This window comes from Massilia sp. CFBP9026 (genome assembly GCF_034045165.1).
In the GTDB taxonomy this organism is placed as follows: Bacteria; Pseudomonadota; Gammaproteobacteria; order Burkholderiales; family Burkholderiaceae_D; genus Telluria; species Telluria arenae.
This window is the reverse complement of sequence record NZ_JAXCWH010000001.1, coordinates 241875-258232: the sequence shown is the minus strand read 5'-3', so window position 1 is coordinate 258232 and position 16358 is coordinate 241875. Positions and strand designations below refer to the sequence as shown.

Below are 16358 nucleotides of genomic sequence, written 5' to 3'. Positions count from 1 at the left end.
GCTCAATAGACGTCGCGCCGGTAGCGCCCCGCGTCCATCAGCCGTTCCAGTTCCGCCCGTCCCAGGATCGCGGCCAGCGCTTCGTCCACCGCCCCGGCCATTCCCTGCAGGCTGCCGCAGACGTGGATCGTGGCGCCGTCGTCGATCCATTGGCGCAGAACGTCGGCGCGCGCATGCAGGCGGTCCTGGACGTATTCAGGCCCCGGGTCGCGCGAAAATACCAGGTCCAGTTCGGGCAGCGTGCCTTCTGCCCGCAAGACCGCGAGTTCGGCGTCGCATACGCTGTCGAAGGCACGCTGGCGCTCGCCGAACAGCAACCAGTTGCGGCCCCGCCCCATGCTGGAGCGGCTGCGCAGGTGGCCGCGCAAGCCGGCCATGCCCGAGCCATTGCCGATATAGATGCAGGGGCGGTCGTCGTCCGGCGCATGGAATCCGGGATTGGTGACCAGCCGTGCACGCACCGACCCGCCCACGGCCAGTTGTTCGGTGAGCCAGCCGGAGGCCAGGCCGAGGCCGTGTTCATGACGCTGCTGGCGCACCAGCAGTTCGACCGCGCCGTCCTCCTGCACGCTGGCGATCGAGTAGCGGCGCGGCGCCGTCGGCGCCGCGGGAACGACGATCTCGAGCAAGTCGCCCGCCTGCCAGCTCGCCTCAAGGCCTGGCCGCAGGGCGATTTCGTACAGCGGCGCGCCCTGGCTGCCCGGGTTGAGCAGGCGCCTTGAATGAAGTATCCAGTCCGACAATGGTGCGGCCTCGCCGGCTGGCGGCAGCTCGCCCGCGCTGGCGCCAAGCTCGCCCAGCGCATGCATCCAGCGTCCCAGCGCCGTTTCGTCGCCCTGGTCCACTTCGATCAGCGGGAACAGCGGCGTGCTGCCCAGCGCCTGCAGGCGGCGGTCCAGTGCATGCCCATAGCCGCAGAAACGCGCGTAGTTGCGGTCGCCCAGCGCCAGCACGGCGAAGCGGCAGCCCTCAAACATGGACTGCCATGCCTCTAATTCGCGGCTGAAGCGCCGTGCGGAATCGGGCGCCTCGCCTTCGCCGAAGGTGCTGGCCACGAACAGCGCCTGCCCGTAGCCGGCCAGGTCGCCCGGCGCCAGCGCCGACACGGCGCGCAGGTCGACCGCGCGGCCGCCGGCGCGCAAGGCGCCGGCGCTGTGCAGCGCGATCCGTTCGGCGTGGCCGCCCTGGGTCGCAAAGGCCACCAGGACCGGTGCACCGGTGGTGTCCGCGCCGGCTTGCGCCGCCAGGCTGCGCTCGCGCGCCAGCGCACGCTTCTGGCGCCGGCGGCCAAGATAGAGCATCCAGCCGGTGATCGCGAAGCCAGGCAAGGCCAGGCTGGCGAGCATCATGACGATCCGCCCCGGCAATCCGAAATACGTCCCGGTGTGCAGCGGACGGATGGTGGTCAGGGCACGCTGCCCGGCGTTCTTGTCGGCATGGCGTTCGTCCTGGCGCACCGCGCCATCGCCGCCGAGGGTCATCCGGTTGCGCGCACGGTCGTGAGGTGCATCCTGTGCAAGCCAGGTCAGTTGATAGGCGCCATTCCCGCGCTCCGGCAAGCGGATGGTGGCGCTCGACCAGTCGGGCGCCGTCGACACGAAAGTATTCCAGGCCGGCGCCAGACCGCCCTCGCCCCGCGTCGTGGCAGCTGACCTGGCTTCGCGCGGCTGTGCTGAAGGTGTGCCGGCCCAGTCCTGCAAGGTGCCGCGCACGATATCGAAACTCCAGTACAGTCCGGTGCCGGCCACCACCAGGTAGGCGACCAGGGCCCAGGTGCCGGCGATCGCGTGCAGCGCCCACAGGAAGGATCGGCCGCGCAGCGAGGTGTTGAAGGTCAGCCAGCTGCGCCAGTCTTTCTTGCGCGGCCAGCGCAGGTACAGGCCGCTGAGCGCCAGCCCGACCAGGCACAGGGCCAGGATGCCGAGCACGATGCGGCCCGGCGCGCGCGGCAACAGCAGCCAGCGGTGCGTCGAATCGACGAACTGGAAAAAGGCCGCGCCGCGCACGGCGGGCAGCACGTCGCCGCTATACGGATGGAGATGGATCTCCAGGCCGCGCCGCTCCCCTGGCGGTGGGGCGAAGCGTACGCCGACGGTGCTGCCGGGCTGCGCCTCGAACGTGAGACTGGCGACCCGTTCGCCGGGATGGGCCTGGCGGGCCGCGCGCAGGATCTGTTCCGGCTCCAGGCGCGACCGCTGTTCGACCGGGACGGCGAACACGCCGGGATTGATGGCTTCGACAATCTCGTCCTCGAAAGCGAGGATGGCGCCGGTCAGGCCGATCACCGCCAGCAAGGTGCCGGCCGTGATGCCGACGAACCAGTGCAGCTGGAACCAGACCTCGCGCATGGTCGGCAGGCGCCAGCGCCGTGGCGAATTGGGCGCCGCCATCACAGGTCCACCTTCATCGACAGCTTGACCAGGCGCGGCAGGCCAGCCGACAGACGCGTACCCGCTCCCGCCCAGTACTGCTTGTCGGCCGCATTATCGATATTGAGCTGCCAGGTGGTGCGCTTGCCGAAAGCCTGCGTGGCATAGCGCCCGCCGGCGCTGAACAGCGTGACGCCGCCCAGCCAGGCCTGGTTCAGGTCATTCACCGGACGCTTGCCCGTGTAGTAAGCGCCCAGGGTCAGCGACAGGCCGGGCACCGCGTCCAGGTCATAGGCCAGGAAACTGCTGGCGGTGCGGCGCGCCGCGTTCTCGGGCAGCTTGCCGTCATAGGCGGCGCCAATGTCGCGGAACTCAGGATCGAGCACCTGGGCCGATCCCTGCCAGGACAGTCGGCGTGTGAGGCGCCCCTGCGCCGACAGCTCGACGCCGCGATAGCGCTGCTCGCCGTCGGCGGTGAACACGTTGGCGGCATTGGTGTAATAGCCGGGACGCTCGATGTCGAACAGCGCCAACTGGGTCAGGAAGCCGCCGCCGCTGCGCCAGCGCGCGCCGATCTCCTTCTGCTTGCTCACGCCCGGCGCCATGCGGGTGCCCTCGTTGGCGCTACCGGTGGGGGCGGGCTCGCCTTCCTCGAGCCCTTCGGCCATCGAGGCATACAGCGAAAAGTCGTCGCGGGCGCGCCAGATCACGGCCGCCATTGGCGTGGTCTCGCTCACGTCGTAGCGGTTGGCGCCCTGGCTGCTCTGGTAGTCGACCCGGCGCACCCCGCCGATCAGCTGCCACTGGCCCAGCTGGATGCGGTCGACCAGGTACAGTCCCTTGTCGCGGCTATCCAGCGCGGCCGTGGTGGGCCGCGTCGGCACGGCGCCGAAGCTGGCGTTGCGGATCGGGACCGGGTCGTACAGGTTCTGAGCGGGGATCGTGTAGGTGGACTGGTAGACCGGCGCCTGGCCCTTGTCGGTGCCGCTCACGCCGAGCGTCAGGTCGTGGCTCAGCGCGCCGGTCACGAAGCGCCCGGCCAGCTCGGCGCGCAGCATGTCGGAATCGACGTCGGCGAATTGGGAGTTGCCGGTGATGCGGCCGGCACCGCTGGCGACGTTGGCCGCGCTGTCGAAGCGGAAGATCGGCAGGTTGCGCTCGCGCCCGGTCTCGGCGTGCCCCGCCTCCAGGGTCAGGGCCCAGTCCTGGCTCAGGGCGATGTCGGCGCGTAGCTGGGCATTGCGCGAACGGGTTTCGAAACGCGCCCAGTCCGGGCCGATCAGGCGCCGCGGATCGACGGGCCGCGGCAGCGCGATGACGCCGCCCACCACCGGCGGCAGGTTGATGCCGGCCTGCTCGGTCACGCGCCGCTTGTCGTATTCGAGGTCGGCGCGCAGGCGTATCCGCTCGCTCAGGCGCCAGTCGAGGGCGACCGAGCCAAAGCCGCGATTGCCGTTGCCGACGCCGTCGAGGTGCGAGCCGAGCGTGCCGCCAGCCACGTTGACGCGCACGCCGAATTCCTGGCGTTGTCCGAAGCGGCGCGCCACGTCGGCGCTGGCGACGGCGGAACCGTTGTCGTCCAGGGTCAGCCCGACGGTGTTGACCGGCGCGCTGCCGGCGCGCTTGGTGACGAAGTTGACGACGCCGGCCGGCGAGGTGAAGCCGTAGTACAGGGCGGTGGCGCCCTTGAGCACCTCGACCCGTTCCTTGTTCTCCATCGAAACCTGGCCGAAGTTCATCAGCGGCAGCGAGCCGTTGAGGCGGTAGTTGGTGCGGTTCTCGACCGCGATGCCGCGGATGACCAGCTGGTCCCAGGTGTCGCCGCCGTTTTGCTGGCGCGTGACGCCGGCCGTGTTGCGCAGCGCGTCGTACAGGCCGGCGGCGGCCTGCAGCTCGAGCACTTCGCGCGTGATCACGTTGACGGTCGAGGGCACGTCCATGACGTCCGAACCACGGAAGCTGCCCGCCTCCACGGTGTTCGGCATGAAGCCCTGGGCGCGGGTGGCGGTGACGCGCACCGCCTGCATATCCTGTTCGTCAGTCTCCTGCGGCGCCGCGAAGACAGGGAAAGCGTGAGACAAGGCGAGGACAATCAGGAGCGGACGACGGGACACGGGCGTGGGCATGGCATGCGGGATTCATGAACAAACCGGCATCCTATCGTGAATGAGAATCATTTTCAATACGAGCAATTACTTAGTATCGCGATACCAACGATCCTTGCCCAGCATGATCTCGTGGTGCCCACGCCCGCCCGGCATCATCGGGAAGCAGTTCTCGGCCTGAGCCACCCTGACATCGAGCAGGAAGGGCCGGTTCGATGCCAGACAGGTGTCCATGCACTCCTCAAGCTGGGACGCATGCTCCACCCTCCCTGCTTCCCATCCGAAGGCGCGCGCCAGCGCCACGAAGTCGGGCAAGGCTTCGGTATAACTGTGGCTATACCTCCCGCCATGATGCAGCTCCTGCCACTGGCGCACCATGCCCATGCAGCCGTTGTTCGACAGGACCAGCTTGACCGGACAGCGGTGCTGCACCGCGGTCGACAGTTCCTGGATATTCATCAGCACCGACGCATCGCCGCTGACGCACACGACCAGCGCGTCCGGATGCGCGACCTGGGCGCCGATCGCGGCCGGCAAGCCATAGCCCATGGTGCCGGCGCCGCCCGAGGTCAGCCAGCGGCGCGGCGCCTCGAAGCCCAGGTATTGCGCGGCCCACATCTGGTGCTGGCCGACGTCGGTCGAGACGATCGCGCTGCTCCCCGCGAGGCGCCTGGCCAGGGTGGACATCAGCTGCTGGGGGACGATCACGTCATCCTGCGCGGCGAAGTCCAGGCAGCGCTCGGCGCGCCAGTTGTCGATCGTGCGCCACCAATCCTTTAGCAGGGCCGGATCGGCGCGCAGGCCGCCAAGGCGCTCCAGCAGGCCGCGCAGCACCGCGCCGCAATCGCCGCGCAAGCCGACGTCGGCCGCCACCACCTTGCCGATCGAGCGGGGATCGATATCGACGTGGACGATCTTCGCGCCCGGGCAGAAGTCGGCCAGCCGTCCGGTAACCCGGTCGTCGAAGCGCGCGCCGACGCACACGACCAGGTCGGCGTGGTGCATCGCCAGGTTCGCTTCCAGCGTGCCGTGCATGCCCAGCATACCCAGCCAGCGCCGGTCCGAGGCCGGGAAGGCGCCGAGGCCCATCAGGGTCAGCGTGCAGGGCCCGTCCTTCCAGCGCACCAGGCGCGTGAAGGCGGCGCAGGCGTCGAGACCCGCGTTTATCAGCCCTCCCCCGCCGTAGAACACCGGGCGCCGTGCCTGGCGGATGAGGAGCGCGGCCGCATCCAGGCCTTCCAGGTCGTCGCCCGCCGGCGGCAGTTGCGGGGCCGGTTTGACCTGGCGCCCGAAGTCGGCCGCATCCACCGCGCGCGCCTGGATATCCTTGGGCACGTCCACCAGCACCGGACCGGGCCGGCCCTCGAGCGCCTCTTGCACTGCGCGCCGGATCGTGGCGACGATGTCGCGCGTGGCCCGCACCTGCGTATTCCACTTGGTGACCGTGCGCGAAATGCCCAGCGCGTCGCACTCCTGAAAGGCATCGGTGCCGATCGAGGTGGTCGCGACCTGGCCGCTGATGCACAGGATGGGGATCGAATCGCTCAGGGCGTCGAGCAGGCCGGACGTGGTGTTGGCGATGCCCGGCCCGGACGTCACGAACACGACGCCCAGCCGGCCGGTCGAGCGCGCATAGCCTTGCGCCGCATGGACGGCGGCCTGCTCGTGGCGCACCAGCACGTGTCGCAGGCGCCCGTCCTGGGCCAGCGCATCGTATAGCGGCAGCACGGCGCCGCCGGGATAGCCGAACACGGTGTCGACGCCGCAGGCGACCAGGGTGTCGAGCAACAGGCCGGCGCCGGTCAGGGCGACCTTGCCGGCCGGCGGCGGGAGGAATTCGGGATGTGGTTTCATGCCTTGAAGTCTATCGACTCAGGACATGAAAGTGCTTCATAATTTCAGCTAGAATTGACTCCTTACCTGAATATTTTTCACCAGATATGAGCCAAGATAAAAAGTCTTTCGACGCGACCGATCTGACCATCCTGGGCATCCTGCTGCGCGAATCGCGCACGCCGCTGCAGGAGATCAGCGCCACGGTGGGCCTGTCGACCACCTCGTGCTGGAACCGCATCAAGCGGATGACGGATAGCGGGGCCCTGCAGGGCTATACGGTCAAGGTCGACCTGCCCAGCCTCGGCTATCACGACCAGCTGATCGTGCAGGTCACGCTGGACAGCCACAGCGAGGAGACGCTGTATGAATTCGGGCGCGCGCTCGAATCGATTCCGGAGGTGCTGGAAGCCTCGCTGATCTCGGGCGACTACGATTATTACCTGCGCATCGCGGTGAAAGACACGCGCGACTACGAGCGCCTGCTGCGCGAACGCCTGTACAAGATCCCCGGCATCCGCCACAGCAAGTCGAGCTTCGTGCTGCGTACCCTCAAGAAGGTCGATACGCCGCTGATCGGCTAGCGCCGCAAGTGAATGCCCAGCTTGAGCGCGGCCGCGATATTGCGCGCCGTGCACTGCAGGTTGAACTGCGCGCCCGCCAGCACCTCGGCCACCGTCCCCGCCTTCATGACGGTGCTGAAGGTCGCCGCGATGCCGTGCGCATGCACCGCATGGGCGTCGTTCGCCAGGCAGCCGCCGATGGCGATCACCGGCTTGCCGTGGCGCTGGGCCACGCGCGCCACACCGATCGGCGTCTTGCCGTTGACGGTCTGGCTGTCGATGCGCCCCTCGCCGGTGACGACCAGGTCGGCCTCGCGCACGACCGCGTCGAGACCCACCGCATCGGCCACGATCTCGCTGCCGGGACGTAGGCGCCCTTTCAGGAACACCAGCATTGCCGCGGCGATGCCGCCGCCGGCGCCGGCGCCGGGAATATCGGCCACCTCCTGGCCCAGGTCGCGCGCGATCACGCCCGCGTAGTGGCGCAGGTTGGCGTCGAGCTGCTCGACCATCTCCGGCGTGGCGCCCTTCTGCGGCCCGAAGATCGCGGACGCGCCTTTGGGGCCCACCAGGGGATTGCTGACGTCGCAGGCCACCTCGAACACGCAGTCCTTGATGCGCGGATCGAGCCCGGAGACGTCGATGTGCGAAAGCAGAGCCAGTGCGCCGCCGCCCGGCGCCAGCTGCGCGCCTTGCGCATCCAGCAGTTCGACGCCCAACGCCTGCAGCATGCCGGCCCCGCCATCGTTGGTGGCGCTGCCGCCCACGCCCAGGATGAAGCGGCGCGCGCCTGCATCGAGTGCGGCGCGGATCAGTTCACCGGTGCCGCGGCTGGTGGCCACCAGCGGATCGCGCTCGGCGGGCGCCACCAGTTCGAGGCCGCTGGCGGCGGCCATCTCGATCACCGCGGTCGATTCGTCGCCGGTCAGGCCATAAAAGGCCTCGACCGGCCGCCCCAGCGGACCGGTGGCCTGCAACACAACCTGGCGGCCGCCGGTGGCGGCGACCATGGCCTCGACCGTGCCTTCGCCGCCGTCAGCCACCGGCACCTTGACGTAGACCGCGTCGGGGAAGATTTCCCGAAAGCCGGTCTCGATGGCGGTGGCGGCTTCCAGCGCCGACAGGCTTTCCTTGAACGAATCTGGAGCGATGACGATTTTCATGGACCTCTCCTTTAGCGATTGACCAGACGGGCAGGCACGACCAGCACCAGCATGGCGCCGATGAACAGGACGGTGGACAGGATGTACAGCGCGACGTCGGTGCTGCCGGTGGCGTCCTTGATCCAGCCCACCAGGAAGGGGCTGACGAAACCTGCCACCTGCCCCATCGAATTGATCAGGGCCAGGCCGCCGGCCGCCGCCGCGCTGCCCAGGAATGCCGCCGGCAAGGGCCAGAACATCGGCAGGCCGGTCAGCGCGCCCATCGTGGCCAGGGAGAGGCCCACCAGCACGATCACCGCGTTGTCCGAGAAATTGGCGGCCATGAGCAGGCCCACCAGCGCCATCAGGAGTGGCGCCGACAGGTGCCAGCGGCGCTCGCGCCGGCGGTCGGCCGAGCGGCCCACCAGCACCATGAACACGCCGGCGAACAGGTAGGGAATGGCGCTCAGCCAGCCGACCGTGGTCGCGTTCTCGAAGCCCAGCGACTTGATGATCGACGGCAGCCAGAAGTTGATCGCGTAGACGCCCATCTGGATGCTGAAGTAGATGAAGCCCAGCATCCAGACATGCCAGTCGCGCAGCACGGCGCCGAAGGAATGCACCGCATGCACGCCCGTCGAGCGTTGCTGCTCGTCCTGGTCGAGCGCGTCCTGCATCGCCGTTTTCTCGGCATCGGTCAGCCAGCCGGCCTGTTTGATGCCATCGTTCAGGTAGAAGAACACGGCCACGCCCAGGAACACGGTGGGCAGGCCCTGCAGCAGGAACAGCCACTGCCAGCCATCCATGCCGCCCTGGCCGTGGGCGAAGTGGCTCAGCATCCAGCCCGACAGCGGGCCGCCGATCAGGCCCGAGACGGGGATCGCGGACATGAACAAGGCCATCACCTGGCCGCGCTTGTGCGACGGGAACCACTTGGTGAAGTACAGGACCATGCCGGGGAAGAAGCCGGCTTCGGCCACGCCGGTGAAGAAGCGCAGCACATAGAATTCGGTCGGCGTGGTCACGAACAGCATGCAGGCCGACAGCGCGCCCCAGGCCATCATCATGATGGCGATCCAGCGCCGCGCGCCCAGCCGGTGCAGGATCAGGTTGCTCGGCACCCCGAAGGTCACGTAGCCGATGAAGAAGATGCCGGCGCCCAGGCCGTACACTGTTTCACTGAGCTGGAGCGCGTCGAGCATCTCGAGCTTGGCGAAGCCGACGTTGACCCGGTCCAGGTAGTTGAACAGGTAGCAGACGAAAATGAAAGGGATCAGGCGCCAGGTGGCCTTGCGGTAGGCGCCGTCCAACAGGGCCGCGCCGGCCCCGCCGTCCTGGATGCCGGATGTGCTTGCGGTGGTGCTCATGCTGTCTCCGAATTTCTAATAAGGGTAATCGACAAGATTATCGGCCAAACAAGGGATATCGGGCGTCGGCGACACGCACAAAACGGAAGGCCAAATAGTCGGCATTTTTCGTGCAATGTCACAATCTTCACTATCATTTGCCGGAATTCGGCCCCTCGGCGCAGGAAGTTTTGTGCATAATCACAAGGTTCGTTCCACCTTCCAGGCCCTACCCATGCAGATCCTAGACACCCGGCTCGCTCAGGAAATCGTCACCCGCACCATGCGCATCATCCCGTTCAACGTCAATGTGATGGATGCCAGCGGCGTGATCCTCGCCAGCGGCAACCCCGAGCGGGTGGGCGAACTGCATGCGGGCGCCCTGCTCGCGCTGGCCAAGAAGCTGACCGTGGAAATCGACGCGGCCGCCGCGCGCAAGCTGCATGGCGCCCAGCCGGGCACCAACCTGCCCCTCTCCGTCGGCGGCCAGCTATGCGGCGCGGTAGGCCTCTCCGGCGCGCCGGATGAGGTGCGCCAGTTCGGCGAACTGGTGCGCCTGACGGCCGAGATGATCCTGGAACAGGCGGCACTGGCGAACGAGTTGCAGAACAACTCGCGCTACCGCGAAGCCTTCGTGTTGAACCTGATCCGTTATGAAGCGGCGCACCGCCCCGAGCTCGAAGGCTGGGCGCGGCGCCTGGGGCTGGACCTCGAGCGCATGCAGCTGGTATTCCTGCTCGAGCTGCAGCCGCGCCCGGACGGCGGCGACGCCGGGGCCGCCCTGCACGACATCCAGCGCCTGCAGATGCGCCTGCTGGCGCGGCGCGAGGATGCGCTGACCGCCACCGTCGGCCCGTCCGAGATGGTGCTGCTCGACTCCTGGGACCCCGCGCGCAAGGGCTACGAGACGACGCCGCAGCGGCGCCTGGACCTGCTGGCCCAGCTGGTGCGCGAGGAATGCGAGCTGCCCTTCACGCTGGCAATGGGCATCGCCCTGCCCGGCCTGGAAGGCGCCGCCGTCTCGTACCAGAGCGCGCGCAGCGCCAGCCGGCTGGGGCGCCTGCGCCTGCCGCAGCAACAGGTGTTCAGCTATTACGACCTGGCCCTGCCGGTGCTGCTGTCCGGGCTGGACAGCGGCTGGCAGGCGCACCAGTTGCGCATGCCGATCGCGCGCCTGGCGGGCGACAAGAGCCGCGCCATGCTGCGCACCACGCTCGACACCTGGTTCGCCCAGCACGAGAACTCGGCCGCCACCGCGGCCACGCTCGGCATCCACCGCAACACGCTCGATTACCGCCTGCGCCGCATCGGCGAGCTGACGGGGCTCGACCTGGCGCGCAGCGAAGACAAGCTGCTGCTGTACGTGTCGGCGCTGCTCAGCCCCGCCTGATCTTCCGGCCCTTTAGCGCGCAGTTCTCACCTATTCACCAGCCGCGCCGGCACCGTCAGCACCAGCAAGGCGCCGACCAGCATCACGCTCGACAGGATGTACAGCGCGATGTCGGTGCTGCCGGTGAGATCCTTGATCCAGCCGACCAGGAAGGGGCTGGCGAAGCCGGCCACCTGCCCCATCGAATTGATCAGGGCCAGGCCGCCGGCCGCGGCCGCGCTGCTGAGAAAAGCGGCCGGCAGGGGCCAGAACATCGGCAGGCCGGCGAGCGCGCCCATCGTCGCCAGGCACAGGCCGATCATGGCGAGAATGGCGTTGTCCGAGAAGTGCGCGGCCATCGCCAGGCCCGCCAGCGCCATCAACAGCGGCGCCGACAGGTGCCAGCGGCGCTCGCGCAGTCGGTCGGCCGAACGGCCCACGATGACCATGAACACGCAGGCGAACAGGTAGGGAATGGCGCTCAGCCAGCCGACCGTGCCGACGTCCTCGAAGCCGAGCTCGCGGATGATCGACGGCAGCCAGAAGTTGATCGCATACGCCCCCATCTTGATGCTGAAATAAATAAAGCCGAGCATCCACACATGGCGGTCGAGCAGCAGCGCGCGCAGCGAGTGCACGGCGCTCGCGCCGGGCGGGCGTTCGCGCTCGTCGCGCGCGAGTTCCTCTTGCAGGGCGGCCTTCTCGTGGGCGCCGAGCCAGCTGGCCTGGGCCACGCCGTCGTTCAGGTAGAACAGCGCCGCCAGGCCCAGGAACACGGTGGGTAGTCCCTGCAGCAGGAACAGCCACTGCCAGGCCGCCATGCCGCCCTGGCCGTCGGCGAAGTGGCTCAGCATCCAGCCCGAGAGCGGGCCGCCGAGCAGGCCCGAGACGGGGATCGCCGACATGAACAAGGCCATCACCTGGCCGCGCTTGTGCGATGGGAACCACTTGGTGAAGTACAGGACCATGCCCGGGAAGAAGCCGGCTTCGGCCACACCAGTGAAGAAGCGCAGCAGGTAGAATTCCAGCGGCGTGGTCACGAACAGCATGCAGGCCGACAGCGAGCCCCAGGCCATCATCATGATGGCGATCCAGCGCCGCGCGCCCAGCCGGTGCAGGATCAGGTTGCCCGGCACCCCGAAGCTCACGTAGCCGATGAAGAAGATGCCGGCGCCCAGGCCATAGATGGTCTCGCTGAACTGCAGGGCGTCGAGCATCTCGAGCTTGGCGAAACCGACGTTGACCCGGTCCAGGTAGTTGAACAGGTAACAGACGAAGATGAATGGGATCAGGCGCCAGGTGGCCTTGCGGTACGCCCCTTCCAACGTGGCCGGGCCGGCCTCTTGCACGGACATGCCGGGCCGGCTTGCGGTGTCGCTCATGTGGTCTCCGAGTGTTCTGACAAGTAAACCTTACCATTATCGGCTGAACCGGCGCCTCTGGAAAGGCGCTGTCAATCCGGCGGAGTCCGAGCCTGTCCTAACGGGCCTGCCGCTTGCGCTTCCAGGCGCGCCAGGTCATGGCCCACTGCGAAGGATCGTCGAGATGACCCTTCAGGCGGTGGATCGCCCCGTTGTGCGGCGCGGTCTTGACCAGTTCAGGGTTGGAATAGGCCTCGTCAGATATCTGCGCCAGCACCGCGATCCAGGTGTCGAGCGCTTCCTTGCCATACATCTCACCGGCTTCCGGTGTGAACGGCTCGGGAATCAGCCACGGGTGGTGGCTGCTCCACATCGGATCGATGCCGAAGTCGCTCATCCGGTTCTGCACGTCGTGGGCGTCGACCCCGGTTTCTTCCTTCATCTGCTGCAGGCTGTAGCGCGTCATTTCAAGGCGCGGCGTGGTGTGGCCGGGGTGGGAGCGGGTCACGCCGCGGATCGCCAGCAAGCCTTTCTCCATATAGTTATTGGCCAGCACCGAGATGTCGGCCGCTTCGGCCATGCCGTCCGCGCCCATCGCGCGCGCCCAGGCATAGGCTTTGATGATCACCGGGACGTTGCCCCAGAATTCGCGGATCTTGCCGATGCTGAGCGGACGGTCGTGGTCCAGGCGATAGCGTTCGCCGTCGCGCACCACCACCGGCCTGGGCATGAACGGGGCGAGTTCGGCCGAGCAGCCATAGGCGCCCACCGCCGGCCCGCCGACGCCGCTCTTGGGCGCGCCGAAGGTCTTGTGCAGCATGAACATGCAGGCGTCGAAGCCCAGTTCACGGGCACGCAGGCGGGTCATCACGCCGTTGAAGTTGGCGTGATCGTAGAACGACAGGCCGCCGGCTTCTCGCACGATGCGGGTCCATTCCCTGATTTCGGGGTTGTACACGCCCATATCGTCCGGATTATTCACCATCAGCGCCGCCGTGCGCTGCGACACCGCCGCCTTGAGCGACGCCAGGGACGGGTAGCCGGTCTCCTCGTCGATCATCAGGGTGATGACCTTGAAGCCGGCCGCGGCGGCGGTGGCCGCGCTGCTCGGGTGGGTCTGGATCGTGGTGATGATTTCGTTGCGCTGTTCCAGTTCTCCCCGTGCGGCGTGATAAGCGCGCGTCACCGCGGCGCTGGTATAGGCCGCGTCGGCGCCGCCGCCGGCCTGGAACACGAACTGGTCCATCCCCGACAGCTCGCGCAGGATGGCATCCATGCCCCAAACGATCTCCAGCGCGCCCTGCAACGTGTCCTCGTCCTGCAGCGGATGCACGTGGGTCACCTCCGGACGCCAGGCCACGGCCTCATTGACCTGGGCGTTGTACTTCATGGTGCAGGTGCCGAACAGGCTGATGTTCATCATGCCCAGCGTCTGCTGCGACAGGCGCAGGTAGTGGTACAGGACCTCGGGTTCGGACATCTCGGGCAAGGCAGGTCGCGCCTTGCGCCGCACGGCGGCCGGCACCAGGTCAGCGCCACTGCCCACGGCCGCCCTTACGCCCTCCTCGGCTTGCGGGATCAGCACGCCGCGGCGGCCGGGATAGCCCATCTCCATGATGATGGGTTCGTTCCACACCGGGGCGTGGTATTCCTTGACTGGCTTATTCATCGTTGATCACCTTGTTGATTGCCGCGGCCAGGCGGTCGATATCGGCCTGGGTATGCACTTCGGTCACGCAGTACAGCGCGCTCGGGCCGAGTTCGGGAAACTCCAGGCTGAGGTCCTTGCCGCCGAAGATCCCTTCGGCCAGCAGGCGCTTGTTGATCTCGGCCACGCCCAGCGCGGCGCCGTCGAAATTGACGACGAACTCCTTGAAGAAGCCCGAGGGAAAGGTCACGCGCACGCCCGGGATGGCGGACAGCTTGTGCGCCGCGTAGTGCGCGCGCTGCAGGATCAGGTCACCGACTTCCTGGAAGCCCTGCGGGCCCATCATCGCCATATACACCGCATTGGCGATCGCCCACATATAGACCGAGTGGCCGGTCCAGTCGTTACCCTTGTCGCGCAGGCCGTAGGACGACTGCTCGAACAGGCTCAGGCCAAAGCCGTACTCGCCCTGGCGCGTTGTTTCGGCGATGCTGATGAACAGGGTCGGGTACTGGTGGGCGTAGCGCTCCTCGTCGCGCGAGGCCATGAAACCGCTGACGCCGCCGCCGATATTCATGTGCACGCCCAGCGGCTGCATGGGACCGACCACGATGTCGGCGCCGTAGTTCGCCGGCGTCTCGAGCACGCCAAGCGAGATCGGATCGACGCCGACGATGACCTCGGCGCCGGCCGCATGGGCGATGGCGGCAATCTCCGCGCCCTGGCGCTCGATGACGCCGAAGTACGAGGGCGTCTCGAAATAGACGGCGGCGGTGTCTGGACCGACCAGGGTGCGCAGGTGGTCGAGGTTCATCAGGCCGGTGTCCGGGTCGAAGTCGACCGCGCGGATCGCGATATGGCCCGGCATCTGCACCGGTTCGCAGAAATTCTCGATCACGGCCAGGCGCTCGGGATCGATGGCGCGCACCACCACGACTTCATTGCGCCCGGTGAGGCGCGCGGCCATGCGGATCGCATGGCCGGCGGCGACGCCCCAGCTGCGCACCGGCAGCGCGACCAGGTCGAGCTCCAGCAATTCGCCGAGCTGGCTGCAGAATTCGAACCAGGCCTGGTTGCGCCCGTGGTCCGAGCTGGGTTCGCCGAACACGGATGTGAGCCATTCATTGCGGCGCACGACTTCGTCGACGGCGGCCGGCACGTGGTGCTGCCAGACGCCGGCGCCGAGGAAGTTCAGGTTGTCGTCGACGGTGCGGTTCTTCGACAGCGTCTCGACCAGGTGCCGGCGCAGCTGGCTCTCGGTCAGGGCCGGCGGCAGGTCGATCGGGCGGGTGGTGCGGTGATCCTGGGGGATCTGGACGAACAACGCTTCGATGCTGGCGGCGCCGATCGCGTCGAGCATTTCCTGCTTGATCGCTGGCACCGAGTTGGCCATATAGGGATGGGCGGTGTGGTCACGCATGTGGACCTCCTTGTGGTGGGTGAAAACAGGTCACGACTGGACCTGGAAGAAAATGGAACGGTCGGGCGCGGTGCGCACCGGCAGGTGGCCGGCAAGCATGGCGTCGAGCGCCTCGTCGCCGGTGTCCACGTGCAGGGAACGGGGCGAGAGCTGCAGCAGCTTGTCCATCGACGCCACGACGATGATGTTTGCGCGCCCGACGCGGCGTATGACCTCGCTGCTGATCTGCTGGTTGCCGCGCCCGAACAGGCTGCCGTGGCCGCCCAGCACGCCGACGACGAGCGCAGTCTCCCTGCCCTCCATCAGGCGCAACAGGTCGGCTTCGGCCAGGTCGGATCCGAGCAGCTTGCGGTCGGCGACGACGTCGACCCCGAGCAGCGTCGCCGGCAGCGACAGCGCCGACATCACGCGCCGCGTGGTGGTGCCCGGCCCCAGGATGTAGAGGCGGCCGGGTTCCATCTCGCGCGCGACCTGGCGGCACACGGCTTCCAGCGCCACGTCCTCGCGCAGGCTGGAGCCGGCCTTGGCGTTCTGCGACAGTGCCGGCGCATATGGATTGCTGGCGTAGCCATACAGGCGGGTCGAGACGCGGTCGCCGCGCATGGCGTCCTCGTCGATGTCCATCACCTCGGCCTCGCGCAGGCGCACCGCCCGGTCGCCGGCCAGGAAGCGCGCGGCCAGCGTGCCGACGTTGCCGGGGGTGGTGCCGAACACCGCCGACACCATCTTGACGCCCGCCGGAATGCCCAGCAGCGGGATCCGATTGCCGACCACGTCGAGGATGTCGCGCGCGGTGCCGTCGCCACCGGCGAACAGCAGCAGGTCGACCTTCGCATCCAGCATGGCGCGCGCCGCGGCGCGGGTATCGGCGGCGCTGCTGCTGGCGACGGATGCGGGGGTGTGCACGAGCGTCGGCGCCAGCCCGGCGCGGCGTGCCGCGTCCTCGCCGAGCGCGCCGGCAGCAGTAAGCACGGCCAGCCCCGGGCAGGAGGCGGCCAGGCGCAGCAGGGCTTTCATCACGCGCTCCTGGGAGGCCGGGAGCGCGCCGCGGCGGCGGGCTTCTTCCAGCGCGGCGGCGCCGTCGGTGCCTTTCAAGCCAACCCGCCCGCCCATGCCGGCGATCGGGTTGACGATCAGGCCGATCGTCCGTGAGAGAGGTGTTGCAGACATGGCGCGTCCTTTCCTGGAACCGTGGGCGGCGC

11 protein-coding genes are annotated in these 16358 nt (G+C 68.1%); 2 read left to right on the top strand and 9 right to left on the bottom strand.

Going from position 1 to position 16358, the window contains the following annotated elements; genetic code table 11:
- Positions 1–2: 2 nt before the first annotated feature.
- The 3 genes from SOM28_RS01090 to ilvB form a co-directional block, all read right to left on the bottom strand.
- Complete coding sequence (locus SOM28_RS01090) at positions 3–2390, bottom strand: sulfite reductase flavoprotein subunit alpha (RefSeq protein WP_320466899.1); 2388 nt, start codon at positions 2388–2390, stop codon at positions 3–5.
- On the bottom strand, positions 2390–4396 hold the full coding sequence (locus SOM28_RS01085) for a TonB-dependent siderophore receptor (RefSeq protein ID WP_320466898.1): 2007 nt from the start codon (positions 4394–4396) through the stop codon (positions 2390–2392). The genes SOM28_RS01090 and SOM28_RS01085 overlap by 1 nt, the downstream gene beginning before the upstream one ends.
- Before the next feature lie 165 nt (positions 4397–4561).
- Positions 4562–6328, bottom strand: coding sequence for a biosynthetic-type acetolactate synthase large subunit (gene ilvB / locus SOM28_RS01080; RefSeq protein ID WP_123072230.1), 1767 nt, complete (start codon positions 6326–6328; stop codon positions 4562–4564).
- 86 nt (positions 6329–6414) lie between these two features.
- Between ilvB and SOM28_RS01075 the strand changes: the two genes are divergently transcribed.
- Complete coding sequence (locus SOM28_RS01075) at positions 6415–6891, top strand: Lrp/AsnC family transcriptional regulator (protein ID WP_123072231.1); 477 nt, start codon at positions 6415–6417, stop codon at positions 6889–6891.
- Here the strand turns inward: SOM28_RS01075 and SOM28_RS01070 are convergent.
- Both SOM28_RS01070 and SOM28_RS01065 read right to left on the bottom strand, forming a co-directional pair.
- Complete coding sequence (locus SOM28_RS01070; protein WP_320466897.1) at positions 6888–8033, bottom strand: glycerate kinase; 1146 nt, start codon at positions 8031–8033, stop codon at positions 6888–6890. The genes SOM28_RS01075 and SOM28_RS01070 overlap by 4 nt on opposite strands.
- 11 nt (positions 8034–8044) lie before the next feature.
- On the bottom strand, positions 8045–9379 hold the full coding sequence (locus SOM28_RS01065; RefSeq protein ID WP_320466896.1) for an MFS transporter: 1335 nt from the start codon (positions 9377–9379) through the stop codon (positions 8045–8047).
- A gap of 214 nt (positions 9380–9593) precedes the next feature.
- Here SOM28_RS01065 and SOM28_RS01060 point away from each other — a divergent pair, with 214 nt between their 5' ends.
- Positions 9594–10748: a sugar diacid recognition domain-containing protein gene (locus tag SOM28_RS01060; RefSeq protein WP_320466895.1), complete on the top strand. Its 1155-nt coding sequence runs from the start codon at positions 9594–9596 to the stop codon at positions 10746–10748.
- A gap of 26 nt (positions 10749–10774) precedes the next feature.
- On the opposite strand, the gene SOM28_RS01055 is transcribed toward SOM28_RS01060, so the two are convergent.
- From SOM28_RS01055 to SOM28_RS01040, 4 genes are all read right to left on the bottom strand, one after another.
- Positions 10775–12109, bottom strand: a complete 1335-nt coding sequence (locus SOM28_RS01055; RefSeq protein WP_414675115.1) for an MFS transporter — start codon at positions 12107–12109, stop codon at positions 10775–10777.
- Positions 12110–12206: 97 nt separating this feature from the next.
- Positions 12207–13757, bottom strand: a complete 1551-nt coding sequence (gcvPB, locus tag SOM28_RS01050; protein ID WP_320466894.1) for an aminomethyl-transferring glycine dehydrogenase subunit GcvPB — start codon at positions 13755–13757, stop codon at positions 12207–12209.
- Positions 13750–15156: an aminomethyl-transferring glycine dehydrogenase subunit GcvPA gene (gene gcvPA, locus SOM28_RS01045; RefSeq protein WP_320466893.1), complete on the bottom strand. Its 1407-nt coding sequence runs from the start codon at positions 15154–15156 to the stop codon at positions 13750–13752. The genes gcvPB and gcvPA overlap by 8 nt, the downstream gene beginning before the upstream one ends.
- Before the next feature lie 30 nt (positions 15157–15186).
- Positions 15187–16326, bottom strand: coding sequence for an ATP-NAD kinase family protein (locus SOM28_RS01040; protein WP_320466892.1), 1140 nt, complete (start codon positions 16324–16326; stop codon positions 15187–15189).
- Between the last annotated feature and the right edge of the window lie 32 nt (positions 16327–16358).

Bases quoted from the DNA above. Each gene is read 5' to 3' on its own strand.
- SOM28_RS01090 (WP_320466899.1), bottom strand. From the start codon at position 2,390: ATGGCGGCGCCCAATTCGCCACGGCGCTGGCGCCTGCCGACCATGCGC.
- SOM28_RS01085 (WP_320466898.1), bottom strand. From the start codon at position 4,396: ATGCAGGCGGTGCGCGTCACCGCCACCCGCGCCCAGGGCTTCATGCCG.
- ilvB (WP_123072230.1), bottom strand. From the start codon at position 6,328: ATGAAACCACATCCCGAATTCCTCCCGCCGCCGGCCGGCAAGGTCGCC.
- SOM28_RS01075 (WP_123072231.1), top strand. From the start codon at position 6,415: ATGAGCCAAGATAAAAAGTCTTTCGACGCGACCGATCTGACCATCCTG.
- SOM28_RS01070 (WP_320466897.1), bottom strand. From the start codon at position 8,033: ATGAAAATCGTCATCGCTCCAGATTCGTTCAAGGAAAGCCTGTCGGCG.
- SOM28_RS01065 (WP_320466896.1), bottom strand. From the start codon at position 9,379: ATGAGCACCACCGCAAGCACATCCGGCATCCAGGACGGCGGGGCCGGC.
- SOM28_RS01060 (WP_320466895.1), top strand. From the start codon at position 9,594: ATGCAGATCCTAGACACCCGGCTCGCTCAGGAAATCGTCACCCGCACC.
- SOM28_RS01055 (WP_414675115.1), bottom strand. From the start codon at position 12,109: ATGAGCGACACCGCAAGCCGGCCCGGCATGTCCGTGCAAGAGGCCGGC.
- gcvPB (WP_320466894.1), bottom strand. From the start codon at position 13,757: ATGAATAAGCCAGTCAAGGAATACCACGCCCCGGTGTGGAACGAACCC.
- gcvPA (WP_320466893.1), bottom strand. From the start codon at position 15,156: ATGCGTGACCACACCGCCCATCCCTATATGGCCAACTCGGTGCCAGCG.
- SOM28_RS01040 (WP_320466892.1), bottom strand. From the start codon at position 16,326: ATGTCTGCAACACCTCTCTCACGGACGATCGGCCTGATCGTCAACCCG.